Origin of the sequence: Alicyclobacillus acidocaldarius subsp. acidocaldarius Tc-4-1, from assembly GCF_000219875.1 — a bacterium.
Classification (GTDB): domain Bacteria; phylum Bacillota; class Bacilli; order Alicyclobacillales; family Alicyclobacillaceae; genus Alicyclobacillus; species Alicyclobacillus acidocaldarius_A.
Genome location: NC_017167.1, coordinates 1,143,097 through 1,169,842 on the forward strand (window position 1 = coordinate 1,143,097; position 26,746 = coordinate 1,169,842).

Consider the following 26,746-nt stretch of genomic DNA (forward strand, 5'->3'; position numbering starts at 1 on the left):
TTTCGCACCTACTCGTCACGGATTCAGGACTACTTTACACTAGGAACTTGTGGCAAATTACTTTGTGGAGAATTGCAGCGATGGTTCATGTAAATTCGCAAATCGCTTAGGACGAGGTTCGACTCTTGAAGTGACGGTCTAAGGAAGGAGATAGTGAATCTGATGTGGCGGTTTTCTGATGCGTTCCGTCGGTGGCTATGTGTGGGATGGATGACGCCGTTCCTCGCGCCATTGACATCCGGATTGACACTGCTCCCACGAGAAAGCAATACATAGAAGATGGGGGGATAAGGGTTGCTTCGACTGGAACACATCAAAAAGGATGCCGTAGTGGAAGGACTTGTCCCCCATGAAGCGGTGAGGATTCTCAGTGCGGAGCCGATTGGTCCGGATGCTGTGCACGTGATGTTTCGAACGGCAAGCGGGACGCTGCAGGAACAAACTCTGTTCCGTAGTCATGAACCATCCCTTCGTTTGGCGGAGGCGGGGTTGCCGTGGTCGTTCGAAGCCTATGGAGAGGACTTCAAGCTGGCGGCTGAGGCATACCGAATTCATGTCGCCCACCTGTTCGATCCGATGATGGCCGTGCACACGTCGAATGTTCAGCCGCTTCCGCATCAGATTACGGCGGTCTACGAGTCGATGCTTCCGCGCCAGCCTTTGCGCTTTGTGCTCGCTGACGATCCCGGCGCTGGAAAAACCATCATGGCCGGGTTGTACATACGAGAACTGATGATCCGGGCGGATGCGGTACGGATTCTCATTATCGCGCCCGGCAGTCTTGTCGAACAGTGGCAGGATGAGCTGTACGAGAAATTTGATCTCGAATTTGAGTTGTTTTCACGCGAGATGGAGCAGTTGAGCCGCACGGGAAACCCGTTTGAGGAACGGGATCGCCTCATCGCAAGGCTCGACCAACTCAGCCGCAACGATTCCCTGCTCGAGAAGTTGGGGCGTACGCGCTGGGATCTGGTTGTCGTCGATGAGGCGCACAAGATGTCCGCCAGTTGGTACGGGAACAAAGTGAACGAGACCAAACGGTTCAAGCTTGGCAAGCTGGTCGGTAGCATCACGCGCCATTTTTTGCTCATGACGGCGACACCGCACAATGGGCGGGAGGAGGACTTTCAACTCTTCCTTTCCTTGCTGGACTCGGATCGATTTTATGGAAAATTCCGCGATGGCGCGCATCAGGTTGACGTCTCGGACCTGATGCGGCGCATGGTGAAAGAAGAGCTTGTTAAGTTCGATGGAACGCCATTGTTCCCCGAACGGCGCGCGGAGACCATCTACTACGAACTGTCAGATCTCGAGGCGGCATTGTACCAGCAAGTGACGGAATACGTGCGCGAGGAGATGAATCGAGCGGACAGGCTGGAGGTTGGGAGAAAGGGCACGGTGGGCTTTGCCTTGACCACCTTGCAGAGAAGGCTGGCATCCAGCCCAGAGGCCATTTACCAGTCGCTCAAGCGCCGGCGCGAGCGCCTGCAGCGGCAACTCGATGAAGCGAAGATCGAGCACCGGGGCCGACTCGCGTGGGTTCAGTTGCACGATGTGCCAGATGACATTTATGAATCCGACGAGGAACTACCGGGTGGGGAATACGAAGAGTTAGAGGACGAGATCGCGTCCCAGGCAACGGCGGCCCAGACCATCGCCGAGCTGGAGCAGGAGATCCGCACGTTGGAACGGCTGGAGGCGCTCGCTTACCAACTGGTCCTGTCCAACCAGGACTCGAAGTGGACACAGCTGTCGACGCTGCTGCACGACGAACCGGAGATGCGGGATAAGTCAGGCAACCGTCGCAAGCTTATCATCTTCACGGAGCATCGTGACACGCTGAACTATCTGCAGCGCAAAATGGAAGGCTTTCTAGGGCGTCCCGATGCCATCGTCGCGATTCACGGCGGCACCAAGCGGGACGAACGCCGAAAGATCCAGGAGAAGTTCTGGCACGATCCCGATACGCTGATTCTCTTGGCGACCGACGCGGCTGGAGAAGGCGTCAATCTTCAGAATGCGAACCTGCTCATCAACTACGACCTGCCGTGGAACCCAAATCGTCTGGAACAACGGTTCGGGCGCATTCACCGCATTGGCCAGACGGAAGTCTGCTACATGTGGAATCTGGTGGCGTCGAAAACCCGTGAGGGTGAGGTTTTTCAACGCCTGTTTGAAAAGCTGAAGGTGGAACGCGAGGCGTTGCAAGGCCGGGTCTTTGACATCCTCGGCCAAGTGTTTGAGGAAAAGCCGCTCAAGGAGCTGCTCATCGAAGCCATCCGACGGGGCGATGATCCAGAAGTGCGCGCACGGCTTGAGCGTGAGGTCGATGGCGCGCTGGATCGGGAACATCTCAAAGCCATCCTGGAGCGTAACGCGCTCTGCGAAGAAGTGATGAGTCCGGAGCGCCTGTATCACGTGAAAGAGGAAATGGAGAAGGCGGAGGCGAGACGGCTTCATCCGTATTTCATCCGTGCGTTCTTTCGTGAAGCATTCGCGCGACTTGGCGGTGAATTGAAAGAGCGGGAACGGGAGCGTTACGAAATCACCCACGTCCCCGCCGTCATCCGCGAACGGGATCGGCAGATCAGCGGGCGGGATCGGGGTAATCGCAAGCCCGTCTTAAAACGCTACGAGCGCGTTTGCTTCGAACGCGAGTTAGTCCGAGTTCCCCACAAACCTGTGGCGGCACTTCTTCACACCGGTCACCCGTTGATGCAAGCTGTGACCGATTTGACTCTGGAACGCGGGCGAACTGCGCTCAGGCAAGGTGCAATTCTCGTAGACGACCACGACGACAGTGACCGTCCCTACATGTTGTTTTTGATAGAACACGCGGTTCGGGAGCAGCCTTTGGGAGGCCAGACGCGTGACGTTTCTCGTCGCGTTCAGTTTGTTGCCGTGTATGAGAATGGTGAGGTCGCGCTAAAGGGCTATGCACCACACCTGGATCTGCGCGGGGCCACGGACGAGGAACGCCATCTGGTGCGAGAAATCCTGCGTCAGCCGTGGTTGTCGGGCGATCTCGACGCCTTGGCGCAAAAGCACGCTATTGCGCTCATTGGAGGTCCGCATTATCAGGAAATCCAAGAACGTAGGAACCGTGAAGTTACCCGTGTGAGGGACGAGGTTCACAAGCGGTTGTCGAGTGAAATCCAGTATTGGGTAGACCGGCACGAGAAGTTGAAGGATGACATTGCCGCCGGAAAACAGCCGCGCATGCAACTCGAGAACGTGCGGCGTATCATTGAGGACTTGACGGCACGATTGGAACAGCGTAAGAGGGAACTGGAAGCGATGCGCCACTTGATTTCGGCAACGCCAGTTGTCGTCGGTGGTGCACTGGTCATTCCGGCGGGATTCTTGACAAGACTGCGCGGTGAGGCTCCTTCTGCGGACGTCGTAAGCCGAGCGCGCATCGAGCGTGTCGCGATGGAAGCTGTCCTGGAAGCGGAACGGCGGATGGGCCACGAAGTCATCGACGTTTCGGCCGCGAAATGTGGTTGGGACATCACGGCGCGAATCCGGAAGCCTGACGGGACTATTGCTGCAGAGCGGCATATCGAGGTGAAAGGCCGCGCCAAGGGCCAGGACACGATTACCGTCACCCGCAACGAGATGATGTACGCGCTCAATCAGGGGGACAAGTTTCTGCTGGCCATTGTGATCGTGGATGGCGACCGTGTGGACGGCCCTTACTACATCCGCAATCCGTTCCGTGAGCGTCCAGACTGGGCGGAAGTCAGCAAGACGTTTGACTTGAGGCTCCTCCTGGAGCGTGCGGTACCTGTGGAGCAGTCCTTGTAACACAGAGAGGGGTGCTAAGGTTGTGCCGAAAGTAAGAGCGCCGAAGAAGCTCATTGAAGTGGCACTGCCGCTTGATGATATTAATGCCGAAGCTGCGAGGGAGAAATCCATTCGTCACGGCCATCCTTCCACTCTGCATCTGTGGTGGGCGCGTCGTCCCTTGGCGGCAGCACGGGCGGTTCTGTTTGCACAGTTGGTGAATGATCCCGGCGGTGAACGCGGCTACAAACCTGGCATGACGAAAGAACAGGCGCAAAGAGAACGCGAACGTCTGTTCGATATCATGCGCCGCTTGGTGAAGTGGGAGAACTCAAACAACGAAGAAGTCCTGCGCGAAGCTCGTGAAGAGATCTTGAAGAGCTGGCGGGAGACTTGTGAGATGAACAAGGGGTTGCCGGGATTTGATCCGGACAAGCTGCCCGCTTTTCACGATCCGTTTGCGGGCGGCGGTTCTATCCCGCTTGAGGCGCAACGTTTAGGACTGCAAGCCTACGCATCGGACCTGAATCCGGTGGCCGTTTTGATCAACAAGGCGCTGATCGAAATTCCACCGAAGTTTGCGGGAAGGCCGCCTGTCAATCCAGAGGCGCGGTCCAAAATGGGACTGCTCGAAGAGGAGTGCAAAGGCGCGCGTGGATTGGCGGAGGACATTCGATACTACGGCAAATGGATGCGCGACGAAGCATTCAAGCGCATCGGTCACCTGTATCCGCAGGTGGAATTGCCACCCGAACATGGGGGTGGCAAGGCCACGGTCATCGCATGGCTTTGGGCACGGACGGTCAAGAGTCCGAATCCGGCGTACAGTCATGTGGATGTACCGTTGATTAGCTCCTTTTGGCTTTCTAAGAAGAAGGGAAAAGAGGTGTTTATTCAACCTGTCGTCAATGGAGATAGATATTCATTTACCGTCGTGTCTGGTTTAGCAACAGGAAACTTGAAAGAGATCGATGCTGGAACTACATGGGTGGCTGAGAATGGAAGAAAGATAAAGGCGACATTCAAATGCATTGTATCTGGAAGTCCGATTAAAGCTGACTACATCGACGAGCAGGCGAATTGCGGTAAGATGGGGTTCCGGCTAATGGCCGTTGTGGTGCAGGGGAGGCACGGTCGAATTTATTTGGCACCAGATGTTATCGACGTAGACTCCCTGCAACGAGAAATACACACCTATTTTTGTAGAGACCCACATTTCGCGCCCGTTTTTGGGCTTGTGTTCATTTTCGACAGGAATTTTGATTCCACACGTGGAATTGGATAGCCCGTCGTATCTTCGTGCGGGAGGCTTTCCAGTTGTTCGGTCCAGTTCGCTCGTATGTCATGGGGCCTGCGCCCGTTTTAGCCAGACTGATCGACGAATTGAAGTGGGTAGAGATCATCGACGAGTTCGTGCCACGTCCGGATAGCAAGCTGTCCATCGGGTTGCGTACCAAGGCGTTGCTAGTTAATATCGGCACGAACCGCGAAGCCCTCTACCGAGTGGAGGAGTTCTACGCGCAACGGGATGTGGAAGTCCTGCTTGGAAACGGCGTCTCCGCAGACGATCTCCATGATGACGCTTTGGCCCGGGCTCTGGATGCCTTGTACGACGCAGGTCTCGAGGCATTATACGCGCGTATCGCCCTACACACGCTACGCAGACTCCGGGTGCTCAGCGATTCCAACGAACTCATCCCCATCCATGCGGATACCACGTCGCTCTCTGTGACAGGCGAGTACCTGGACCAAACAGCGTTTCGCATTGACCGGGGATTCTCCAAGGACCACCGGCCTGATCTCAAGCAAATTGTGTTTGGACTTTGCACCGTCCATGGTCTGGGGCTATGCGCGAACGTCAACCCTGGGAACTTGGACGATCACACATGGAATTTCGAGAACATCCAGCAACTCCTGAGCCAGCTCGATGAGGAGACGCGAAAGAGAAGCGTCTACGTCGCGGACGCGGCGTTGGTGACGAAGGACAACCTTGAGCTTTTGGCGGAGGAAGACATCCATTTCATCTCACGACTGCCGGGGACGTATAAGCTGTCCGAGGACCTGAAGAGAGCGGCATGGGAGAAAGAAAACAGCTGGAAAGAAGTCGGTCGGCTCGCTGAGGCGGAAGACAGCGCCCATTACAGGATCCAGGCCTTCCGTCGCACGCTGTACGGGCGAACGTATCGATTCGTGGTGGTGCGCTCCTCCAGCCTGGATACCCGGAAGGAGCGCAAGCTCGAAGAGGTGCTCAAGCGTGAGAAGGCTGCGCTGGAGAAAGCGGCCAAGGCGATGAACCAAAACGTCTACAGTTGTGAACAAGATGCACAGATGGCCATGCAGACCTTCATGCACGAACACCGTGCCACTTTGCATCCCATCTCCGCCCGCATATGTGCCGAGCAGGTGCAGGAAAAACGCGCGCGCCGCGGTCGCCCGCGCAAAGATGACCCGCCACCGCCGGTGCATACACAGTACCGTGTGGAAGTGGAGATCTTACCGCCTTCTGAGGAGCGGGTTCAGCAGTGGCGAGAGAAGGAAGCGACGTTTGTGCTCATCACCGACATCCGCGATGATCAGCGTGTGTCAGATGAACAGATCCTCCGCCTGTATAAGGAACAACACGAGGTGGAGGCGCGTTTTCGATATCTGAAAAGCCCGTATCACGTGGGTCCCATCTACCTGCATAAGCCGACACGGGTGAAAGCGTTCGGTTTCGTCATGCTGTTATCCCTACTCTTGTATAGTGTATTGGAATATCTCATCCGAGAGAAGATGAAACGGGAAACGGAACCGCTCATGCTGCCAGGCAAACGAAAGAGTTTTCGTCCAACAGGGTTGGCCATCCTCGAGATGCTGGATGGAATGACGACCGTGCACATGCAGGTCGGCGACACGTGGCAGCGAGTACCTGCAACGCCTCATAATCCTCAGATCATGAGGGTTCTTAAGCTGCTGAACATGGACCTGAGCATCTACACGGAAGCGCAAAAGACGGCTTGATCAACGTTTGGGGCCGTGTGCACAGGGTTTCCAAAACTGAACATTTCTCAAAAAGATCGCGCTTTCGATATCCTACACCCTTCCAGTCCCACAGTCGTCGGACGCTCAGATGGCTACCTCGCTCGAGTTTCCAGCTAAGTTTCTGTCGCGCGGCGCGAAATGTGGGTAGAGAAGATTTTATAGAAAAGTTACCGCATCAAACCTGCAGAGGGACATTTGCCAGTAACGCACAAGGAAGAAGTTATGGTTTTGTCGAGTTCAAGGATTACTTTACACACAGACAGCTGATCGCTCTGAGTACCTTTTCTGATCTCGTTTCAGAAGCACGGAAAAAGGTGTACGAGGATGCACGTAACAGCGGGATGCCGGACGATGGAATAGGACTTGAGGATGGTGGTTCAGGTGCGACGGCATATGCGGATGCGGTGGCGGTGTATTTGGCTCTTGCGGTTGATAAATTGGCAGATAGGCTGTCTTCAATAGCAAGTTGGGATTCATCAAGAGAGAACATTCGTAACACGTTCTCCAGACAAGCCATCCCCATGGTATGGGATTTTGCTGAGGCGAATCCTTTTTCGGACTCGACGGGAAACTGGATGGCCATGGTAGATTGGGTGTGGGAAGCAGTAGAGAATGCTCCGATGCAAGCAATAGCGGGTGAAGCTCATATTGCGAATGCGCAGACGCAAACCCTAAGTACAGGCAAAATCGTTTCGACGGATCCTCCGTACTACGACAATATTGGTTACGCGGATCTTTCAGACTTCTTCTATGTATGGCTTCGACGATCCTTGCACACAGTTCTTCCGGGACTTTTTGCAACGGTTGCTGTCCCGAAGGATGAAGAGTTGGTTGCAACGCCGTATCGCCACGGCACCCGGGAAGAGGCCAATTCCTTCTTCTTGCAAGGCATGTCAAACGCCATGGACCAATTGGTCCGTTCTGCGCACCCTGCGTTTCCAGTTACGATATATTACGCCTTTAAGCAGTCTGATACCGATCAGGATGGAACTTCGTCGATCGGTTGGATCGCATTTCTAGAGGCGCTGCTTAGGGCCGGGTTCTCTATCACGGGGACTTGGCCTCTACGTACTGAGCTGACGAACCGTATCCTTGGGCAGGACAGCAATGCACTCGCTTCTTCCATTGTGATTGTGTGCCGGAAAAGATCGAGTGACGCTGAAAAGGTATCACGAAGGCATTTTCTCCGAGAGCTCAATACCGTAATCCCCGATGCACTTTCGGAGATGGTGAACGGGGGCACGGGTCGGTCGCCTATCGCCGCAGTCGATCTCCAACAAGCTGCGATTGGCCCCGGTATGGCCGTATTCTCCAAATACGCCGCAGTGCTTGAAGCAGATGGGTCACCGATGACGGTGAAGACGGCTTTACAGTTAATTAATCGAATTGTTGACTCTTATTTGCATGCCTCCGATGCGGAGGTCGACGCCAACACGTTATTTTGCATAAACTGGTTCGACCAATTCGGATGGTCAGAGGCTGACTTCGGGCGTGCCGACGTCTTGGCGCGTGCCAAGGGGACGAGTGTGGATGCGGTACGCGCTGGGGATGTTCTGACTGCGGGTCATGGCAAAGTCCGATTGCTGCGGTGGCAGGAGTATCCGTCCGATTGGAGGCCGGGCCAGGAGCATGACACACCCGTATGGGAGGCGCTCCATCATCTGATCCGTGCACTCCAACTGGAAGGTGAGCAGACTGCGGGAGAGCTGCTTGCGGGCATGTACGGTCTTTCCGAGTCTATCCGCTCATTGGCGTATCGGCTCTATACATTGTGTGAGCGCAAGGGATGGGCGGAAGAGGCAAGGGCATACAACGAACTGATTGCGAGTTGGGATGCCATTGCCGAAGTGGCTCAAAAGACTGGGCTGTCGGGTTCTCAATTAACTCTGGATGTGGAATAGGACGGAGTGATGATCATGCTTCTCAAGCCTTGGCGCGAGGTGGCCGTGCCGCATGAGGATGTGTTGCGCGGGACCTTTCAGCAGTCAGAGTTTGCGGCCGATTTGACACGTGTTCACAATGGCACGGCGACGGATGAATATCGGGATCCGAAGCTGTTTTACGCTCGGACCTACATCACCGAAGGTATGCGTTTGCTTCTTGACTCCATCGTGCGTCGTCTGTGTGGCATTGGCGGAGAGCCAGTGGTGCAGCTCCAGACAGCGTTCGGAGGAGGCAAGACCCATACCCTGCTGGCCGTGTATCACCTGGCCAAAGGAGAAGTGCCTTTACACGAGTTGCATGGCGTCGGTCCTATCGTCGACGCCGTCGGTGTCGTGGAGGTTCCAAAAGCCAGGGTTGTGGTGCTTGACGGCAATCAATTGTCTCCGAACCAGCCGCAAATGCGCGATGGACAGCCTGTACGGACGATGTGGGGGGAACTGGCGTGGCAGCTTGGTACGTGGGCCGCGTATGAGCGAATCAGGAAATCCGACGAATCGGGGACGTCCCCAGGCAAGGGAGTGCTGTCGGCACTCCTAGAGGAACACGCTCCTTGCGTCATTCTCATGGACGAGCTCGTGGCGTACCTTCGCCAATTCGAAGAGGGCCGTCAGTATACGGGCGGAACCTTCGAATCGAACTTGTCCTTCATTCAAGCGCTGACGGAGGCGGTAAAGGCCGTCCCGAACGCGATGGTGCTTGCATCGTTGCCCGAATCCGAGCTCGAGCTCGGAGGTCCGCGTGCTCAGTTGACCCTCGACAGCTTGGAGAAGATATTCGGCCGAGTACAGGCCCTTTGGAAACCGGTTGGTACCGAAGAAGCATTCGAGATTGTTCGGCGCCGACTATTTTCCGCGATCGCGGACGAGCGGGCGATGGAAGAAACCTGCCAAGCGTACATGCAGATGTACCTGCAGCATGCCGGTGAGTTTCCACCGGAGACACAGGAAAGTCGGTATTTGGAACGCTTGCGGGCTTCATATCCGATTCACCCAGCGGTCTTCGACGCCTTGTACAACGTTTGGTCGTCAATGGATAAATTCCAGCGGACACGCGGTGTCCTGCGCCTGATGGCAAAGGCGATTCACAAACTGTGGGCGGACGGCAACGCATCGCCGATGATCCAACCTGCTGATTTGCCCATCGACTTTGCGGACGTGCGCAACGACCTCTTGTACTATCTTCCGCAGGGATGGGACCCTGTCGTAGAACGGGATGTGGACGGTCCAAGGTCAGAGACCGCAAGACTCGACCGTGATACCCGATTTGGTGCGGTTCAAGCAGCAAGGCGCGTTGCACGCACGATTTTTCTCAATACGGCACCTGTCAACAGCGGATTAAAACTCCCCAAAAAAATCGCGCCCGATTCCTCAAAAACAGCGGATTCGATTCCCCAAAATCATCGCGATTCGTTCCCCACACATGTGTTCGCTTCGTCTCTTGTTGCCGAGAATCCGTGCGTAACGCCAGCTCGCAGCTTGTCTTTCATGCGGTAACTGTTGCCACGGATATTCACGGTCGTTGCATGATGCAACAAACGGTCGAGTAAGGCGGCAGCCAGGACCTGGTCGCCAAAGAGCGTTCCCCAATTCGTGAAACTCGTGTTGGACGTGATGAGCAACGACCCTCGCTCGTACCTCTCTGAGACCAGCCGGAAAAAGTTCGCGGCGTCGAGCGCGTCAAGAGGCAAGTAGCCCACCTCATCACAGATCAGAATCTTTGGCTGCGTATAGACTCGGAGCCGCCTGTCCAGCCGCCCTTCTTGGTAGGCTCGGCGTAAATCGCTCACGAGTTTCTGCATGGTGACGAAGTAGACGCTCATCCGCTGGCGAATCGCCTCCATGCCGAGGGCCACGGCCAAATGCGTCTTTCCCACCCCTGGAGGCCCTAGGAAAATCACGTTTCCGCATTCTTGGACAAACGTTAGCGTTGCGAGCTCTCGGATTTGGCGCTCATCCACAGATGGCTGGAACGAGAAGTCGAAGTCGGCGAGTGTCTTGTGGAACGGGAAGTTCGCCAAGCGCAGCCGAGCCTGCATGGCCCGGCTGTGCCGCTCCTCCTGCTCAGCCTCCAGCAAACGCTGGAGAAATGCGACATAGGTCGCCTCTTGCCCGGCGGCCCACTCCACGCACGCCGGCAAGACGGCAGCAGCTCGCTTCAAGCCCAGGTCCAACAGTTGTTCCTCGACCTGAGCGACCACCAATGCCTCGCTCATTGCACATGACCTCCCATGGCGATCTGTTCATAGACCCCAAGCTCGCGCTGCTCCACGTCCGGATCGACTTGCCATCCCGCTGTCTTACCCCGCGCTGGATTCGCGGTGTCCCGAGGGAGGTTCTTGTAGTGCTCGGGATCCGTGGAGATTTGATGCTTGCCGGACAGCACGCAATGTTCTGCAATCACCTGTCCGCCGTACTCGATTTGCAGGCGGCCAGACTCGAATTCCCGAACCAGGACCGTGTGGCCCACGTACCGCCAGGGAACAGTGTACAAGTTCGTGTTCCAGGAGACCCGGCAGTCACTCATCACCTTCCGAAGACCTGCACAAGCCAACATATATGGGGTGGCCGGTAGCGGTTGCAGCTTCTCAGCTTGAAACCGCACGATGGGCTGTTCATGTGTCGTTCCGTGGATGCGGACGTTGGCGACGTGATCGCGCCACCACGCGACCTGTCGGTTCAAATCCGCTTCGTCCACAAAGGCAACTGGCCAGAAGTTGTCCCGGATATAGCGAATGGGCCGTTCTACCTTGCCTTTGGTCTGGCTCCGGCGAGGCCGACATGCCTTGGGTACGAATCCGTAGAACTTGGCAAAATCGAGATACGCCGGTTGCCAGTCCACGTGACCCTGACCGTCATTGGCGACGACCAAAGACGAACAGTTGTCGCTGAGAATCACCCGAGGCACACCGCCAAAGAACTCCAGCGCGTTGCGAAGGGCCTGAAGGATGTGCAGTTGGTCTGCCGCTTTGATAAACTCAACGTAGAGCATGCGGGAGTAGGCGAGTACCATGGCGAAGGCCCAAATCGTTCGTCGCTGACCGTGCGAATCGTAGTAGGGGAAGGCCCCCAAGTCGATCTGGGCTTGTTCACCAGGGTCCGACTCATAGCGTTCCGTGGCCTTGGCAGAGACCACCGGGCGAAGGGGCTTCATGAACTCTCGCAGGACGGTGATCCCGCCGGTATAGCCCTGCTCCCGAATCTCTCGTAGAATTCGTACAGCGTTGAGCACACCAAGTTGCATGCGCTGCTTCACGTAATCTTTGTAGGGCTCCAGCTTGGAACCTTTCTTTCGCTCCCCACGCGACGCTCTTTCGCCCTGCTTCTCCTCCACCGATGAATTCAGTGCACTGCGAATGGTCTTTCGGTCATAGCCGAATCTTCTGGCCAGCTCCGAGATGCTGACGCCTGCCTCGTAGAGTTGCCTGATTTCCATCCTCTCGTCCTCCCTCATAACGGGCACCTCCCATGAATGGATGACAGGTGCCACGATTCGACATGGGGTGTGGGGAATTCATCCCGATGATTTTGAGGAATTGAGGCCGATGATCTTGGGGAATTCTCATCCGATGTTATTGGGGATTTTACAACCGATGTTGACAAGGACTCCCGAACCCGGTCGCTGAGATACACTCGCTCCCGGGTTTCCTTCTTTCCCAGACACGCGGTTTTCAATGGGCAGTTTTGGCAATCGGTTTGCGAAAAGTAGTACAGAAACCCGCCTTTGAAAGGCGTTTTTCCGCTCGTCTCCTTCCGTCCTGGGCACACAAAGGTGTCTTTCCGAGGCCGATAACGGAATCGTGTCTTCGCCAGGACACCGGCGTTTCGTGAAGGAATCTCCGGCTTTGCGCCATGGCTGCGAATGGCGTTTCGATTCCCGATCGAGTCATAGCCTTTGTCGGCCACCACCGAAGTAAACCGATGCCCTTTGCGGACGTCCTGTTCAAGCAGTTCTGGCAGGTGCTCTCCTTCGTGTTCGTTCCCGCTCAATATTTGAACAGAAGTGACAATCCCAGAGGCATCCATGGACGCGTGGGCTTTGTAACCAAAAAACGGAGTCCGTTTGTTTTTGAATCCCCACCTGCCGTCCGGGTCGATCAAGTTGGTCACACCCCCTTCCCCCGACAGAATCTGTGCCACCGTGTCCCGCAAAGACTGCAATTCCGTATGGCCCGCAGCATCAACCGCGTCGAGCAAGTGTTGGGTCAACTTCTCCTCTTTGGCCAGGTCCGGCTCGGATGCATTCGTGTACTCTTCTTGTAGCTGGTTCGCCGTCTCCGCAGCGGTCTTGGCATCTATGCGCTCCCAAGCACGGAACAGACGCCGCCGTGCAGCACGGAGTAACTCCTTCCGGTTTTGTACGGCTGCATTCGCCGAAATCACCGTGGCATCCACACACTGCCGTTTCCCTTCAAGAAGCCCCTTTTGGCGGGCCTGTTCCACGATGCGGTCCAATAGCCGGGCGCATCGTTCAGGTCCCAGTCGGCGGCGGAACACGACCAGGGTGGAGTCGTCAGGGGTATCGTCATCCAGAGAAAAGTGGGCAAAAGGCACGATACAACAGGTTGTACCGCAGCTCCTCTGCAACCCGTACGTCTGACAGGTTGTAGAAGTACGCGAGAAACAGCACACGCAGGAGCTGTTCAGGCGCATAGGCAGGACGGCCATGATGGAGACTATACAGATCGCGGGTTTCTTCTTCCACGAAAGAAAAGTCGATATGTTGGTCAATGGCAAGAAGAATGTGATTCTCCGGCAACAGCTTTCGAATCAACCAGTCATCCCATAGCGAACGTGAATCCGGGAAGCGCGTGAGCATGAGGATCAGTCCTCCAGCATCAGACGGCGATTGTACTCGCCCAGTTTCTGTAGCGCCTCTCGCGCGGCGCGAAAACGCTCAACCCCAGTGCGTACGGCATCCACTTTGTCGGCGGGGACGTGGCAGGTACGCGTCCGGCCATTCTCCGACCACGTCAGCAGGTAGTACGGCCCGTGTTTTTGCCCGGAATGGCAGATGCAATTGGGTTTGCCACAAGTGCGGTAGGTTTCGACAAGTGAGCCAGCGATCGCTCCATCGAGATGAGCGAGCAAGTGTTGCTGTTGACGATTTCGATGTAGGACGAGGATGCTTCTTTTAGACAAAGGGATCACCACCAATCCGATGTGTTATACACATATAAGAATACCGTGAAATCGCCCAATGAACAATGACTTTTTCAGAGCTCTCGTTTCAATCCGCTGTTGACAGATTGACTAATGCAGTTTTTAACGATTTGGCCGAGTAAGGGGCTATCAACATATCATGTTTGAGATTTGGGTGTCACTTTGGGAGTCAGCTCATCGAAAATCGTCTTTGCTCAGGTCCACTCTCCGCAAAGCACAAGTGCCGAAATCCCAAGCAGGACAAGGCTTTTCGGACCTGAGCACAACTCGGCGGTACTCCACGAAATAGGGTATTTTGACTCTCGTAATGAGCAGGTCGTCGGTTCGAATCCGACAGGTGGCTCCACCCCCATTCATCGCGCGAGGTGTCGGGGTTACCGGCACCTCGCGCGTTTCGCATTCTCTGCTTCTCAAATCGGTGCCAGTCGCCTCATCCAAGGTCGCACGCATTCGGGGTGCATGGTCAAGTTTACCTGGAAGAGAAGGATTTCGCCCCTCCATGTCGAAATGCAGAATCCTCTCGAATGCGAGCAATGCGCGACGTGTGCGGCTTGACTCGAACGTCGCGCCGTAAAGGAGCATGGCACGTGAGTGGGCTTCGCCACGTATTGCACCTAATCTCTGTGTGTCCCGTTCGTTCCCAGAAGAGGTCAAAACAATGTCTCACCCTTTCCGCGCTGGCCGCGGTCCTGGTAGGCGCCGTTACCGCGTGTGGAAGCCCGACCGCATCCCCGGTGGAGCGGGGAGCGTCCACCTCGAACGTGACGTCCGCCAAACCCACGGCGCATCGCGACGCCACGTCGAAGCCGAAGGCCTCAGGGGACAACGCCAAGGTGGCCACAAGCGCGGTCGGGAGCGGCCATGCTGCGGATAACGCAACGCAGACATCGACGTCTCCGTCCAGCAACGCGTTGCTGAATAACACAAACTCGGTGCTGTTCGTGGGGCGGGACGGATCGTCCGTGCGCATTCCAGTCGTCGCTATCCAGAATGCACAGTACGGCATCCCGCCAACGAAACCGCTTCTGCCGTATCCGCCAGGCGGGTTTCCCACCGTCTATCTCACCATCCCGTCTGACCAAGTTCCGGATCTGTGCGTCTACTTCTTGAACGACGGAACAAACGATGGAGGTGTCTTTTTTCTCGGTCCGAAAGGCTGGCAGGTGACCCGGGCGGGCGAGGGCGTCGATGCATCGGTCTTCGTGCAGCTCGAAAACTTCGATGCGACGAACTCAGGCACCTTGACGTACTCCATCGATACGGCCGCGGGGCTTGTCGACGACGATATCATGGCCTACTTTCCCAACTGGCAGCAGATTCTGACGCCGGAGGACGAGTCCTTCGGGCCGGTCACCTCGCCGACGTTCGCCGGGCGCGCCCTCTTAAACAGCCACACCTTGGCCTACGAGCTCGCGGATGGCACCAACGGCATCGCCATTTTTGCTCACAGTCCGAACACGAACTGGTTCTTCTTGCGCGAAGAGCTGCGAGGACTTCCGCACGCCCTGGAGACGACCATCCTCAACGAAGCGCTCGCGTCTCACGCGTAGGAGACCTCGCCGAAGGCCCGGTGCCATTCGTAGGGAGTCTTGCCGAAGGCCCGATGCCATTCATTCAAACCCGTGCAGAAAGCCCGGAGCCATTCGCCGGTGAGCGAGCGGAACGCGGTGGCCATCGGGCGGGGTGCTGTCCACGCGCGGGAGCGTATAAAGTTTGAGTAGGGGCTGGTCTCGGGAGGATTTTCCGGGGATAAAGAGAAGAGACCTCACTGAACACCAAAAAACAACCCGCGTTGCGCGCCGTGGCGCCTTGGTGTATCATGTGATTGAATACACTTAACACAATAGCCGAGAGGGGGCTGAACCTTGACGCTCGATCCTCCATGGCATCCTCCCGCGTGGGAGCTCGATCCGTCCCAGCCCCTGTACGAACAAATTGCACACCGGATTCGAATCGAGATTGCCGCGGCCCGGCTGCCAAGCGGCACGCGCCTCCCGTCCGTTCGCGATCTCGCCGCGCATCTGCGCGTGACCCCGAACACCGTGATGCGCGCGTACGCGGACCTCGAGCAGGACGGGCTGCTCGAGACGTTCCGTGGCCAAGGCACGTTTGTCGCGCGCGCGCGTGACGTGATCGAGCGCGCTCGCTGGCGCATCGCGCGGCAGGCGTACGCGTATGTGCAGCGCGTCGCGGACGATCTCGGCATGACCGCCGAGGAGCTTCTGCAGCTCGGGGCAAGCCTGTCAGAGGGAGATGATGCTCATGCCAATGGCCGTTGAGTGCGACGGCGTCTCGTTTTCCATCGCCAATCGCCCGATTTTGCGCGGCGTCACGTGTTCCATCGCGCCAGGGGAAACCGTGGGTCTGCTTGGGCCAAACGGCGCGGGCAAGACGACGTTGCTGCGGCTCATCGCAGGCATGCTCGTGCCCGAGTCCGGGCGGATTCGCGTCGTCGGCCAGCCGCCAAGCTGGCGGACGCTCGTCCACACGGCGCTTTTGCCGGAGCGCGGTCACCTGCCCGGCTGGCTCACGGTCGGCGAGTGGTTTCAATACGCCCGCCGGCTCTACCCGGACTGGAGCGAAGCGAGCGAGCATCAGCTCGTCGAGGATCTCGCCCTCCGCCTGGATCGCCCCATCTCGCGCCTTTCCCGCGGCGAGGCGACGCGAGTGGGCCTCGTGACGTGTCTCGCGCGCCGCACCGAGGTGGTGCTTCTCGACGAGCCGTTCACCGGCATCGATCCCCTGGCGCGCGAAGTCATCGCAACCGCCATCGTGCGCGAGTGCGCGAGCCTGGGCCGCACGGTCATCCTGGCGACGCACGACATCCGGGAGTGCGAGTCGCTGTTCGATCGCGTCCTCTTTCTGAAAGAAGGGGCCCTTGCGGCGGATGAATCGGCCGACGTCATTCGGATGCGCGGATTATCCGTCGCGGCGCGCTATCGGGAGGTGTTTGCGACGTGATGACTCGACATCCGTGGCTCGCCCTGTGGCCGTTCGAGTGGTCTCGCAGCAAGTGGGTCCACTTCCCCCTCAAAACGCGCGTCGCGGCTTTCGCGATTGCGCTCGTCGTCTGCACCGCGGTGTCCTTTGTCATTTGCGGCGTGCAGTCGGTACCCCGCGATCGCGCCGGGCTCATCGCGCTATGCGTGTGGGGCGCGATGGGGCTGTTTGTGCCGTCCCGTGACACGACGACAACCGGCCTACACGTGATGGCGCACTTGCCGTATCCGCGCCCGCTCATCCTCTGCGTGCGCATCGGTGTCGCGTACGCGCAGCTTATCCTCTGGCTTGCTGCGGGCGTCGTCGCTTTCGTTGGCGGCGCCGCGGCGCTGGGCTGGATGCACGGGCCCATGTTCCACCAGGCGCTTGTCCTCGTCCTCGCTCTGGCCTTCGCGGACATCGGCTTTGCCTGCATCGCATCGGCGTCGGCCGCCGTCGCCGGATTGCGCTTGCGTGGGTTCGTTTCGAAACTCGATACCCTGCTGCTGGTGCTCGTGATAGTGATGCTGGACGATCTCGCCGCACCGGGGCCGCTATTGAGCGACCATGTGCTCTGGTACCTCGTTGCTGCCCTGGATACAGCGTTCGGAATCTTCTGCGCGGCGGTTGGCGCGCGAAACTTTGCTCGCGGGGGATGGCTTTTGGCGGGAGATGACCCGCGCGATGTCGAAATGCAATCTACACAAACACCGCGGACCCGCGTTCAGGCGCCATCCATGGCGAAAACGGAGGCAGTTCGCGGCGGCACGTCGGCGGTCTGGCCCTTGGATGAATGGGTTCGTACGGCGTGGACCATTTTCCGCATGACCTACCGTCGTGGGCTGTGGGGGCAGCGCGCGCAGCGGAGACGGGCGCAGCGGGCAGCGGCGCTCTTCGTTCCTGGCTTGGTGCTTGTGGCGGTTGTGATCGTCGGTGGTTTGTCTCACAACCCACACGCCTTTTTGTTGACCCTCGACGCGGGACTCATCGCTGGGGCATGGTTTTGGTCTTGGATCTGTGGCTTTGCGGCTTCGGCGACCGTGGAGTATCTCGGCGATTGGCTCCGGGGCTGGCCGGTGCGCAAGGAGGGCGTGATCGCGGGGATTGGATTGGCGGAGAGCGTCAGCACGTGGCTTTGGTTAGGGGTTGGCGTGCTGGCCGGCACGGGGGTATGGCTACACGACGCCGCGCTGGGGCGCGCCGCGGCGGCGGATCTCGACCGACTTTGGCTCGCATGGGGCTTGGCGATGGTGCTCGGCACGTGGTACGCGATGTGGACCGCCGCTTGGAGCCTGAGCGTGGGACGCGTGGGGTTGACAGCGGGCGCCCTGCCGCAATTCGCGGTGGTTGGGGCGTGGGCCGCGGAAGGCGGGCGGGTCGTCGCCTGGCTCGCCGCGGCAAACGCGCTGAAGCTACTTGGCATTGCGTTCGCCGTGGCGGCGGTCGCCGTCGCCACCGTCATGGCTCAGCTTCGCTATGCCGCAAGGCGCCTGTCGCTGTGAGGTGTGTAGATTGCTTGCACGACTGGATGCGCGGCGGGATGGTACTTCGTCCAGATTGCCAGCGCGTATGGCCCTTCGGCCGTCATCGCGGGGCTCGCGCCAAGCGGGAACCGGGTCAAGCTCTGGGTGCGCGCCGATTCCATCATGGGCGAACGGGTGGTGCCTGCGAAGAGGTGGGACGTCGCTTGGTTCACGCCGGCGACGGATAGGCTTGCCCGGGCAGGGACCGTTGCCGCCGGGTTGGCGACTGGGTTTGGGTGGCGCTGAAGGGCCCGCAGTTCCCGCCGTTTACGGCGCAGGAGGTGCCAGGCCCTTGGGGATTTCGCAGGTGGGATTGCTTGGTGGCGTTCAACGTGCAGACCGGACAGGCGGTGCAGTACGACGTTCCGCCAAGCTCCTCGGATGACGCGTTTGTCGACATGGTCACGCCGAATGCCGTGGTGCCGACCCTCGCGGTCGCAGGAAGCGAGGTATAGGTCGCTGTAGGCGAGTGGATCGGCCGTTGTCCCGCGGAGCCCGAGGTGGCCGCTCAAGCGACGGTGGTGAAGGCGCAAAGCGCTGTCCTCTGCGGGCCGACGTCAGCCTACGTCGCGTCCGCGGGTCAAGCGGCGCTCGGCGCGCTTGAGCGCGAGGAACACCTTGCGGCGCAGTCGCTCGCAAGCTACAGGAACAGCCTCATGGGCGCGCAGGTCCCGGGCGATCCCCCGTTCAAAGCGTTCACGTCCGGTTCCATCCACGCGTGGAATCTGGATCCGGTGCTCATGAATCACGGCACGCTGTCGAACGACATGTTGTGGGCGATGACGTTTCCGTATCCGTCGGGTTCCGAGGCCGCCAAGGAGCGCGCGGCCATCGAGGCGTCGCTGCGGGCGATGATCAACTCTCCCCTCAACGTGGACGCCATAGGCATGATCCCGAAGTCGGCAAAGGCCGTGCTGGCGCAATTCCACGGCCATCCGCCGATTGCGTTGCCGGGGTTTGTGGTGCGCAAAGACGCGCACTGGCCCAAGGGCTGAGGTGGGCGCTTCTCATTGCAGGGGACAGGCGGGAGCTCGCGGTGAGATGAAGCCGCTTGCTTCCGCTTCTGTCCTGTCGTATACTATACCCAGTAAGGTATTAAGGTGAACCTACGAGGAGTGAGATATCTCGATGTCGTGGATTTGGATCATTGCGGTCATGGCCATCGTGGGCCTGTGGGCTTGGCGCTCATTACCGGCCAAGGGCGTTCGGCCGATCTCGGCAGAGGAGTTGAAAAATCTCCTGAGAGACAAAAGGTCAGGCGCGCAGCTCGTCGATGTGCGGGAGCCTTCGGAATTTCGGGGCGGTCACATTCAGGGGTTCAAGAACATTCCACTCGGCGAGTTGCCGAATCGAAGCGCGGAATTGGACAAGGATAAACCCGTGATCGTCATGTGCCGCTCCGGTGCGCGCAGCGCTCGCGCGGCCAAGTGGCTCGCACGCCACGGTTTTCGGGACGTGCGCAATCTCACGGGCGGGATCATGGCCTGGAATGCGGCGAAGCGGCGCTCGTCCTGACGAGGCAGCCGCTTCGAGAAAGGCGGAGATGTTGCCATGGCCACGTTGACACTGTCTGAGGCGTCCTTCACCGCGCTCCTTCGCGACGCCGCGAAACCCGTCCTCGTGGACTTCTGGGCGTCGTGGTGTGCACCATGTCGGCTTATGGCGCCCGTGATTGAGGCGGTGGCGCGCCAGTTCGAAGGAGAGCTGATTGTGGGCAAACTGAATGTGGATGATCATCCGCGCGTCGCGCAGGCGTACGGGGTGATGAGCATCCCGACGCTGATAGGATTTCGCGAGGGACTGCCGGTGATGCGGCTTCAGGGGCTGGCGCCGAAACACGTTGTGCTCCAAGCTCTGGAGTCCGTATGGAACGACGGGAGGGATGGAGAATGACCGAAACCTGGGCTCGCGTTTATGATTCGCCGCATTCAGTGGACGAGACGGTCGAGCGGGTCACCGCGGCGCTGAAGGAGCGGCAGTTCGGCGTTCTGTGGCAAATGGACGTACCTGAGACGCTTCGCGCCAAGGGCATGCCGTTTTCGACCCCGTACCGAATTCTCGAGGTGTGTAACCCCCAGGCCGCAAACGAGGTCTTGTCGCAAAACCTTCAGGTCGGGTATTTTCTCCCCTGCAAAGTCGTGGTGTACCAGGACGGTGAGCGCACGAAGGTGGCGTTTCCAAGGCCGACGTCGCTCATCGGCTGGATTGGCGATTCCGCCCTGGATCCCGTTGCAGCGCGCGTCGAGGGTGCGCTGGAAAGCGCCATCGCTGAGGCCACGGGCGACTGAAGTCGGGCGCATGTGGCAGGAATGTGAGCCGCTCTGGCGAAGCGATTCAACATCGCTTCCCAGAAGCGGCATTTTGTTAGGCGATGGAGGCGGTCGGACGTGATCGTCGTGGACGAGGGAGACGCGTTTCGGATGGTTGCGCAGTACGATCACAGCCTGCACGCGGGCGAAATGGGCGCGTGGTTGCGGGATGAAGCGTTTTCGACCCTCGATCGGCGGACCTCGGTCCTCACGGGTGTTGCAGAGCACGACTTGGCCTGGCAGGGGATGGACAAGGTGCCCATGTGGAATGACGCCGGCAGGAAGCCGTACTCGTTTCTCGATCTGCCCGATTCTTGGAAACTGGCTCATTATCACTGCGGGGTCGACGAACTCGAGGCTCGAGATCCGTACGCTGGTCTCCTCGCAAGTCGGCATTACACGGCCTTCTTCGAGCATGCCACGGATTCGGACGCGCTGACGTTCCTCGCGCGGGAGCGGTCGCGCCAATCACGCCTCATGGCGGATCTCGGCGTAGCGGAGCAAGATGTGAACCGCGATGTGCGCGTGGTCCAGTTTCTCGATAAACTATCCTTGTACGTGTGCCTGAGCGATCCGCGTTCCGGCCAGGGCCCTGATGTCCCGTGGCTTCAGCGTCCCTTCCCAGAGCTGGAGCTGGCCGTGGGCGAACCCGTTGAGATTCATTGGCAGGGGCCCGGCCGAGTCGGATTGAAACCGTTTCCTTTTCGTGCCGCGTTCGCGTGCGACGTCCTGGTGCGAAGGGTGGACAAACGCCGCATCGCGGCGGTCGGGATCGCCACTGCTTATCAGGAGGCACCTGTCGAGCGAGAGCGCGTGACCATGGCGCCCGCGTAAGGAAAACGGCAGGCGCCAGCCAAGGGAAGGGTGGAGAAGATGCCATTTCGGAACATCACGGTCGCGGGCGGCGGCGTGCTGGGGAGCCAAATCGCGTACCAAACGGCGTTTCACGGTTTTCCGGTCGTCGTCTACGACGTTTCGGACGAGGCGCTCGCCAAGGTGCGGGAACGCCTCGAGAAACTGAAACCGAACTACATGCGGGATCTGCAGGCGTCGAAGGAGCAGGTCGATGCGGCGATGGACAGGATACGCCTGACGGCCGATCTCGCCGGCGCCGTGCGCGAGGCGGACTTGGTGATTGAGGCGGTGCCCGAGATCCCGGAGGTCAAGCGGGAGTTTTACGAGCGGCTGGGCAAGGTCGCGCCGGCGCATACGGTATTCGCTACCAATTCGTCGACGCTCCTTCCGAGCCAGTTTGCGGAGGCCACGGGGCGGCCGGAGAAGTTTCTCGCGCTGCACTTTGCGAATTCCATTTGGCGGCACAACACGGCGGAGGTCATGCGCCACCCGGGGACCGACGAGCAAGTGTTTCGGGACGTGATCGAGTTCGCGCGAGCCATCGGTATGGTGCCGCTGCCGCTGCACAAAGAGCAGCCAGGGTACATTCTCAATTCGCTGTTGGTGCCTTTTTTGGAGGCTGCTCAGATGTTGTGGGTGAACGAGGTCGCGGATCCGGAGACCATCGACAAGACGTGGATGATTGCGACGGGCGCGAAGGAAGGGCCGTTCGCCATTCTAGATACGGTTGGCATTCGGACGGCGTACAACATCGCGTCCGGCAAGGCGAAGGCGGGGAACGAAGCCTATGGCAAACTGGCCGAGAAGCTCAAAGCGATGATCGATGAGGGCAAGCTCGGCCGCGAGTCCGGGGAGGGTTTTTACCGCTATCCGCATCCGCGGTTCAAGCAGCCTGATTTTCTCCAATAGTCCTTGCGTACCATCAAGAGAGGCCCGCGCATGCGAGCCTCTCCTCAGACTGTCACAGCTTGGCCCTCTTTGATCCACGACGCGACGGTCACCGTACGACGAGCCTGATGTCGAATCGCGTCCTGTGTTCCTTGGGGAATCTCGCCGTTTTCCGACACGGTCACGCTCGTACCGTACGGGTTTCCGCCCGAAGCGTACGCGGACGCGTCCGTAAATCCCGGTGCGGCGATGATGGCGCCCAGTGGTACATCGAGGTATACAGGGAGAGAATGGTCGCTTCCTGACCTCCGTGTGGATTCTGCGCGCTCGACATGGCGCTCACGACCTTGTTTGCGGTCTGTCCTTTCGCCCAAAGGGGCCCAAGGGTATCCAGGAATTGTTTCATCTGAGACGGGATGTTGCCGAATCGGCTTGGAACGCTGAAAATGATGGCGTCCGCCCATGCCACGTCATCCGGCGTCGCCACAGGAATGTGCGCCGTGGCTTCGACGTGCGCCTTCCATGCCGGAGACGATTCAATCACGTCTCTCGGGGCGAGCTCCGCAACTTTTCGCACCCGCACTTCGGCGCCCAGTTCGCGGGCGGCCTCCGCGGCGATTTGCGCCATTCGATAGTTGGTCCCCGTTGCACTATAGTAAAGGATAGTCAAACGGACGTTGCGCATTGCCTCTCCTCCACTCCATTCTTTGATTGATTCATACACTTACCATTCGTAAGTGCATGCGTGGTTCATCATAGGGTCTCGACGCGGCGGCTGTCAACTGTCTGAAGGGTTCGAAAGGAGGCGGTCCTTTGGAGCGGCTCAGCGGAAACGAACCGAAGCTCGGAGACACTATCGCCGACGTGCTACGCAGGGAAATTGTGTGGGGCGAATGGCCCTCGGGGCACGTATTTAGCGAAAATGCGTTGGCGCGCCGCTTTGGCACCAGCCGCTCGCCTGTGCGCGAGGCCCTTCGGCAGTTGGCACACGAGGGACTGATTTCACTCGGTCGAAATGGCGCGCGCGTGTTGGGTCTGGACCTCAGGGACGCCTTGGAACTGTATGATGTCAGAAGTCTGATTGAGCAATTTATCGCGTCGCGGGTATGTGAACAGCCGCGCGCTGACCGGGAGTCGCTCGTCCATACCCTTTCGACGCTCGTGTGTGCCATGGAAGAGGCCGTCTCCCGAAGGGACTGGCAGGCCTTTTCCGAACTCGACCTCGCCTACCACGACGCGATTGTGCGCACGGCAAATCATCGTCGCCTCCTGCGTATCTGGGAGGAGATGCGTAGCCTCGTTCAGCTCACGCTCGCGCTCGTCATGCGCAAGCGGATGCAGCGCGGACACGCAGACTTGCGAGGCGCGCTTGCGCAGCATCGAACTCTCGCCGAGGCTATCCTCGCTGGCGACGCAGCGTGGGTGCGATGTGTGATGCAATCGCATGTGGAAGAGACCCGCAAGTTGCTCGAGGAGGGATTGCGCGCGGATTCTGCCGGCGGAGAGCGCTGACTTCGAAAGGAAGGCGGCAACAAGCAAAGGCGGCCTGGCAAGGGCCGCCTTTGATGCAAGGAAGTCTTCGTCCACACGCAAACAAGCGTTTTTTCAAGAAGAGGATTAAGCGCTTACACCAGCCGGCGAGGTGCGCTTTTGGGCAAAAGGCTGTCCCACGGGCATGAAGACGTGCCCCATGGTCTCGTTGAGCACAGTGGCAAACGACGTGTACAGCGCGCTCAGGCCGCAGATCAAGCCGACCCAGCCGCCGGCCGCACTGCTGCCAATGATGCCAAAGGCGTGCGCCGCAAGAAGGAAGAACGCGATCCACAGCGTCAGGAACACGAACCAGAGCGCCTTGTTCAGATAGAAGGTGCCGAACCACAAAAACAGCGTAAGGATGCCGAAAAACAGGAGGAAGAGTCCCAGGCCAGCCGTGGGCGCGAACTTGTTGATGAGGTAGAACGCCCACCAGAAGGCGCCATACGAACAGAACGCAGTGGCGCCGAACGTGTTGCCCTTGCGGAATTCCCAGAGTCCGGCGATGAACTGCGCCGTGCCGCCGTACGCGATGGCGAGCCCCAGGACGACGCCGAGCGCTCCGGCGCTCGCCACGCCCGCGTTGATGAGGCTCAAAATGCACGTGGTGATGCCAAATCCGGCGAGGCCAAGTGGTCCAGGATCTGCGATTTTGACCTGATCAGACATTCCTTTCACCCTCTTTTCCATCTCTTTTCACGGGTTGACAACGGCTCGGCAAATGATGAGTGGGCGTCCTGCGCCTGCCGGATCACCTCCTTCCAGGCGCAGGATTCCGCGCACGCCACACATCGCCATCATTCCTGATCCTTGTACTGTGATTTCAGTTGCTCCACCACGGCCGGATCGGCAAGGGTGGTGGTGTCGCCGACCACGCGTCCCTCCGCGATGTCGCGCAACAAGCGTCGCATGATCTTGCCGCTGCGCGTCTTCGGTAGATCTGCGGTGAAGATGATTTCCTCGGGCCGCGCCATGGCGCCGATTTGCTCCACGACGAACTGCTTCAGCTCCGCGACGAGATCGTCCGAACCGGTATGACCCTCCTTGAGGATGACGAACGCAGTGATGGCCTGCCCCTTGACTTCGTGGGCGCGTCCGATCACGGCTGCCTCTGCCACGGCAGGATGTGCCACGAGGGCGCTCTCGACTTCCGCAGTGCCGATGCGGTGACCCGAGACATTGATGACGTCGTCCAACCGTCCGACAATCCAGTAGTAGCCATCCTGATCTCGATATGCGCCGTCTCCGGGCAGGTAGATACCTTCGAACTTCCCGAAGTACGTCTTCCGGAAGCGCTCGTCGTCACCCCAGACGGTGCGCAGCATCGACGGCCACGGCTTGGTGATGACGAGATTTCCGCCATGACCAGCTGGCACCGGATTCCCGTCGTCGTCGAGAATGTCCACGGAGATGCCAGGCACAGGCTTGGTGGCGGAGCCAGGCTTGGTGGTGATGATACCGGGTAGAGGCGCGATCATCGCACAGCCGGTCTCCGTCTGCCACCAGGTGTCCACGATGGGGCACCGCTCCTGCCCAACATATTTGTGGTACCACATCCACGCCTCTGGATTGATGGGCTCGCCGACGGAACCGAGCAGCCGCAGCGTGCTGAGATCGTGCTTTTCGACGTACTGGGGACCCCACTTCATGAACATGCGGATGGATGTCGGCGCGGTGTACAGGATGGTCGCGCCGTACTTCTCCACGATGGCCCAGTACCGGTCGCGATCGGGATAATCGGGCGATCCCTCGTACATGACCACCGTCGCGCCGGCCGACAGCGGGCCGTACACGATGTAGGTGTGGCCGGTAATCCAACCGATGTCGGCCGTGCAGAAGAACACGTCGTCGTCCTTGAGATCGAACACCGTTCGCATGGACGTATTGACGCCCACCAGGTATCCGCCTGTGCTGTGGACGATGCCCTTCGGCTTGCCCGTCGTGCCTGACGTGTAGAGCAGAAAGAGGTAGTCTTCCGCGTCCATGGGCTCAGCCGGGAACGGCTTGGTCGGCGCGTTCTCCATGGCTTCATGCCACCAGATGTCCCGGGTCGGATTCATGCTCGCTTGCGCCGCGTCGCCAATCCGTTTGACAACCACCACTTTCTCAATGGGGGTTCCTTCGACGGCTTCGTCGGCGTTTTGCTTGAGCGGAATGACCTTGCCTCGGCGCCAGCCGCCATCCGCCGTGATGAGCACTTTACTCCCTGCGTCCAGGATGCGATCTTTTAAGGATTGGGCGGAAAAGCCTCCAAACACGACGGAATGCATGGCACCGATCTTGGCGCACGCGAGCATCGCAATGGGAAGCTCGGGCACCATGGGCAGGTAGATGGTGACGCGGTCTCCCTTTTTGACCCCGAGCTGGCTGAGCATGTGCGCGGCCTTATCCACTTCATGGCGCAGCATGTCGTACGTGAGGACGCGGCTGTCGCCAGGTTCACCTTCCCAGATGATAGCCGCCTTATTTTTGCGGTGCGTGAGGGTGTGACGATCCACGCAGTTATACGCGGCGTTCAACTTGCCGCCGATGAACCATTGTGCGTGCGGCGGGTCCCACCTGCAAACGCTTTCAAATTCATGGAACCAAGTGATATGTTCGGCTTGTTTCGCCCAGTAACCTTCCGGATCACGAGCGGCTTCCTCGTAAATGCTTTCATCATGGTAATTCGCTTGGCGGCGAAATTCTTCAGGCGGGGCAAAGGTGCGCGTTTCACGGAGTAGTGCGTCGAGATCATTTGGGGTCATAC

The 26,746-nt window shown here is 58.8% G+C and carries 22 protein-coding genes and 2 pseudogenes; 17 read left to right on the top strand and 7 right to left on the bottom strand.

Annotated elements, in window-relative coordinates:
- The first annotated feature begins 294 nt into the window (after positions 1 to 294).
- From TC41_RS05305 to TC41_RS05325, 5 genes are all read left to right on the top strand, one after another.
- Entirely contained in the window at positions 295 to 3,807 is a 3,513-nt protein-coding gene (locus tag TC41_RS05305) for a helicase-related protein (protein ID WP_014463986.1), read from the top strand.
- A gap of 22 nt (positions 3,808 to 3,829) precedes the next feature.
- Positions 3,830 to 5,071: a DUF1156 domain-containing protein gene (locus TC41_RS05310; protein WP_014463987.1), complete on the top strand. Its 1,242-nt coding sequence runs from the start codon at positions 3,830 to 3,832 to the stop codon at positions 5,069 to 5,071.
- 14 nt (positions 5,072 to 5,085) lie between these two features.
- Positions 5,086 to 6,786, top strand: a complete 1,701-nt coding sequence (locus tag TC41_RS05315) for an IS1634 family transposase (protein WP_014463988.1) — start codon at positions 5,086 to 5,088, stop codon at positions 6,784 to 6,786.
- Between the two features lie 161 nt (positions 6,787 to 6,947).
- Positions 6,948 to 8,708, top strand: a complete 1,761-nt coding sequence (locus TC41_RS05320) for a DUF1156 domain-containing protein (RefSeq protein ID WP_202797559.1) — start codon at positions 6,948 to 6,950, stop codon at positions 8,706 to 8,708.
- A gap of 9 nt (positions 8,709 to 8,717) precedes the next feature.
- On the top strand, positions 8,718 to 10,244 hold the full coding sequence (locus tag TC41_RS05325) for an ATP-binding protein (protein ID WP_237700092.1): 1,527 nt from the start codon (positions 8,718 to 8,720) through the stop codon (positions 10,242 to 10,244).
- On the opposite strand, the gene istB is transcribed toward TC41_RS05325, so the two are convergent.
- The 4 genes and pseudogenes from istB to TC41_RS17225 all read right to left on the bottom strand — a co-directional run bounded on the left by istB (position 10,148) and on the right by TC41_RS17225 (position 13,901).
- Positions 10,148 to 10,963 carry an IS21-like element helper ATPase IstB gene (istB, locus tag TC41_RS15700; protein WP_006446313.1) on the bottom strand — a complete coding sequence of 272 codons (816 nt, stop codon included), beginning with the start codon at positions 10,961 to 10,963 and terminating at the stop codon, positions 10,148 to 10,150. The two genes, TC41_RS05325 and istB, sit on opposite strands and share 97 nt — an antisense overlap.
- Positions 10,960 to 12,183 carry an IS21 family transposase gene (gene istA / locus TC41_RS05335; RefSeq protein WP_014463991.1) on the bottom strand — a complete coding sequence of 408 codons (1,224 nt, stop codon included), beginning with the start codon at positions 12,181 to 12,183 and terminating at the stop codon, positions 10,960 to 10,962. Before istA ends, istB begins: the two co-directional genes overlap by 4 nt.
- A gap of 158 nt (positions 12,184 to 12,341) precedes the next feature.
- Positions 12,342 to 13,566 (bottom strand): annotated as a pseudogene (locus tag TC41_RS17375) (IS1182 family transposase); the annotation flags it as partial.
- Between the two features lie 5 nt (positions 13,567 to 13,571).
- Positions 13,572 to 13,901, bottom strand: a complete 330-nt coding sequence (locus tag TC41_RS17225) for a DUF6788 family protein (RefSeq protein ID WP_374952861.1) — start codon at positions 13,899 to 13,901, stop codon at positions 13,572 to 13,574.
- A 743-nt stretch (positions 13,902 to 14,644) separates the two neighbouring features.
- Between TC41_RS17225 and TC41_RS05350 the strand changes: the two genes are divergently transcribed.
- The 11 genes from TC41_RS05350 (at position 14,645) to TC41_RS05400 (ending at position 22,485) form a co-directional block, all read left to right on the top strand.
- Positions 14,645 to 15,460, top strand: a complete 816-nt coding sequence (locus TC41_RS05350) for a hypothetical protein (protein WP_014463994.1) — start codon at positions 14,645 to 14,647, stop codon at positions 15,458 to 15,460.
- Positions 15,461 to 15,775: 315 nt separating this feature from the next.
- Entirely contained in the window at positions 15,776 to 16,189 is a 414-nt protein-coding gene (locus TC41_RS05355) for a GntR family transcriptional regulator (RefSeq protein ID WP_014463996.1), read from the top strand.
- Positions 16,173 to 16,871, top strand: coding sequence for an ABC transporter ATP-binding protein (locus tag TC41_RS05360; protein WP_041695082.1), 699 nt, complete (start codon positions 16,173 to 16,175; stop codon positions 16,869 to 16,871). The genes TC41_RS05355 and TC41_RS05360 overlap by 17 nt, the downstream gene beginning before the upstream one ends.
- A complete protein-coding gene (locus TC41_RS05365) occupies positions 16,871 to 18,391 on the top strand; it encodes a hypothetical protein (RefSeq protein WP_014463998.1) in 1,521 nt (506 codons plus the stop codon). Before TC41_RS05360 ends, TC41_RS05365 begins: the two co-directional genes overlap by 1 nt.
- 257 nt (positions 18,392 to 18,648) lie before the next feature.
- Complete coding sequence (locus TC41_RS05370) at positions 18,649 to 18,867, top strand: hypothetical protein (protein WP_041695084.1); 219 nt, start codon at positions 18,649 to 18,651, stop codon at positions 18,865 to 18,867.
- A 45-nt stretch (positions 18,868 to 18,912) separates the two neighbouring features.
- Positions 18,913 to 19,407, top strand: a complete 495-nt coding sequence (locus TC41_RS05375; protein WP_041695085.1) for a hypothetical protein — start codon at positions 18,913 to 18,915, stop codon at positions 19,405 to 19,407.
- A gap of 133 nt (positions 19,408 to 19,540) precedes the next feature.
- Complete coding sequence (locus tag TC41_RS05380) at positions 19,541 to 19,927, top strand: rhodanese-like domain-containing protein (protein ID WP_014463999.1); 387 nt, start codon at positions 19,541 to 19,543, stop codon at positions 19,925 to 19,927.
- A 36-nt stretch (positions 19,928 to 19,963) separates the two neighbouring features.
- On the top strand, positions 19,964 to 20,305 hold the full coding sequence (gene trxA / locus TC41_RS05385; protein WP_014464000.1) for a thioredoxin: 342 nt from the start codon (positions 19,964 to 19,966) through the stop codon (positions 20,303 to 20,305).
- Entirely contained in the window at positions 20,302 to 20,700 is a 399-nt protein-coding gene (locus tag TC41_RS05390; RefSeq protein ID WP_049784335.1) for a DUF302 domain-containing protein, read from the top strand. Before trxA ends, TC41_RS05390 begins: the two co-directional genes overlap by 4 nt.
- A 99-nt stretch (positions 20,701 to 20,799) precedes the next feature.
- Positions 20,800 to 21,555 (top strand): DUF3891 family protein, encoded by a 756-nt coding sequence (locus TC41_RS05395; RefSeq protein ID WP_014464002.1) that lies wholly within the window; start codon positions 20,800 to 20,802, stop codon positions 21,553 to 21,555.
- Between the two features lie 39 nt (positions 21,556 to 21,594).
- Positions 21,595 to 22,485 carry a 3-hydroxyacyl-CoA dehydrogenase gene (locus TC41_RS05400; protein WP_041695086.1) on the top strand — a complete coding sequence of 297 codons (891 nt, stop codon included), beginning with the start codon at positions 21,595 to 21,597 and terminating at the stop codon, positions 22,483 to 22,485.
- A 44-nt stretch (positions 22,486 to 22,529) separates the two neighbouring features.
- Here TC41_RS05400 and wrbA read toward each other — a convergent pair.
- Positions 22,530 to 23,149 (bottom strand): annotated as a pseudogene (gene wrbA, locus TC41_RS05405) (NAD(P)H:quinone oxidoreductase type IV).
- A gap of 128 nt (positions 23,150 to 23,277) precedes the next feature.
- Here wrbA and TC41_RS05410 point away from each other — a divergent pair.
- Complete coding sequence (locus TC41_RS05410) at positions 23,278 to 23,976, top strand: GntR family transcriptional regulator (protein WP_014464006.1); 699 nt, start codon at positions 23,278 to 23,280, stop codon at positions 23,974 to 23,976.
- A gap of 105 nt (positions 23,977 to 24,081) precedes the next feature.
- Here the strand turns inward: TC41_RS05410 and TC41_RS05415 are convergent, their stop codons facing one another.
- A complete protein-coding gene (locus TC41_RS05415) occupies positions 24,082 to 24,666 on the bottom strand; it encodes an acetate uptake transporter (protein ID WP_041695087.1) in 585 nt (194 codons plus the stop codon).
- A 128-nt stretch (positions 24,667 to 24,794) separates the two neighbouring features.
- Complete coding sequence (acs, locus tag TC41_RS05420) at positions 24,795 to 26,744, bottom strand: acetate--CoA ligase (RefSeq protein WP_041695088.1); 1,950 nt, start codon at positions 26,742 to 26,744, stop codon at positions 24,795 to 24,797.
- Between the last annotated feature and the right edge of the window lie 2 nt (positions 26,745 to 26,746).

Bases quoted from the DNA above. Each gene is read 5' to 3' on its own strand.
- TC41_RS05380 (WP_014463999.1), top strand. From the start codon at position 19,541: ATGTCGTGGATTTGGATCATTGCGGTCATGGCCATCGTGGGCCTGTGG.
- TC41_RS05400 (WP_041695086.1), top strand. From the start codon at position 21,595: ATGCCATTTCGGAACATCACGGTCGCGGGCGGCGGCGTGCTGGGGAGC.
- TC41_RS05415 (WP_041695087.1), bottom strand. From the start codon at position 24,666: ATGTCTGATCAGGTCAAAATCGCAGATCCTGGACCACTTGGCCTCGCC.
- TC41_RS05365 (WP_014463998.1), top strand. From the start codon at position 16,871: ATGACTCGACATCCGTGGCTCGCCCTGTGGCCGTTCGAGTGGTCTCGC.
- TC41_RS05390 (WP_049784335.1), top strand. From the start codon at position 20,302: ATGACCGAAACCTGGGCTCGCGTTTATGATTCGCCGCATTCAGTGGAC.
- istA (WP_014463991.1), bottom strand. From the start codon at position 12,183: ATGGAAATCAGGCAACTCTACGAGGCAGGCGTCAGCATCTCGGAGCTG.
- TC41_RS05360 (WP_041695082.1), top strand. From the start codon at position 16,173: ATGCCAATGGCCGTTGAGTGCGACGGCGTCTCGTTTTCCATCGCCAAT.
- istB (WP_006446313.1), bottom strand. From the start codon at position 10,963: ATGAGCGAGGCATTGGTGGTCGCTCAGGTCGAGGAACAACTGTTGGAC.
- TC41_RS05325 (WP_237700092.1), top strand. From the start codon at position 8,718: ATGATCATGCTTCTCAAGCCTTGGCGCGAGGTGGCCGTGCCGCATGAG.
- trxA (WP_014464000.1), top strand. From the start codon at position 19,964: ATGGCCACGTTGACACTGTCTGAGGCGTCCTTCACCGCGCTCCTTCGC.
- acs (WP_041695088.1), bottom strand. From the start codon at position 26,744: ATGACCCCAAATGATCTCGACGCACTACTCCGTGAAACGCGCACCTTT.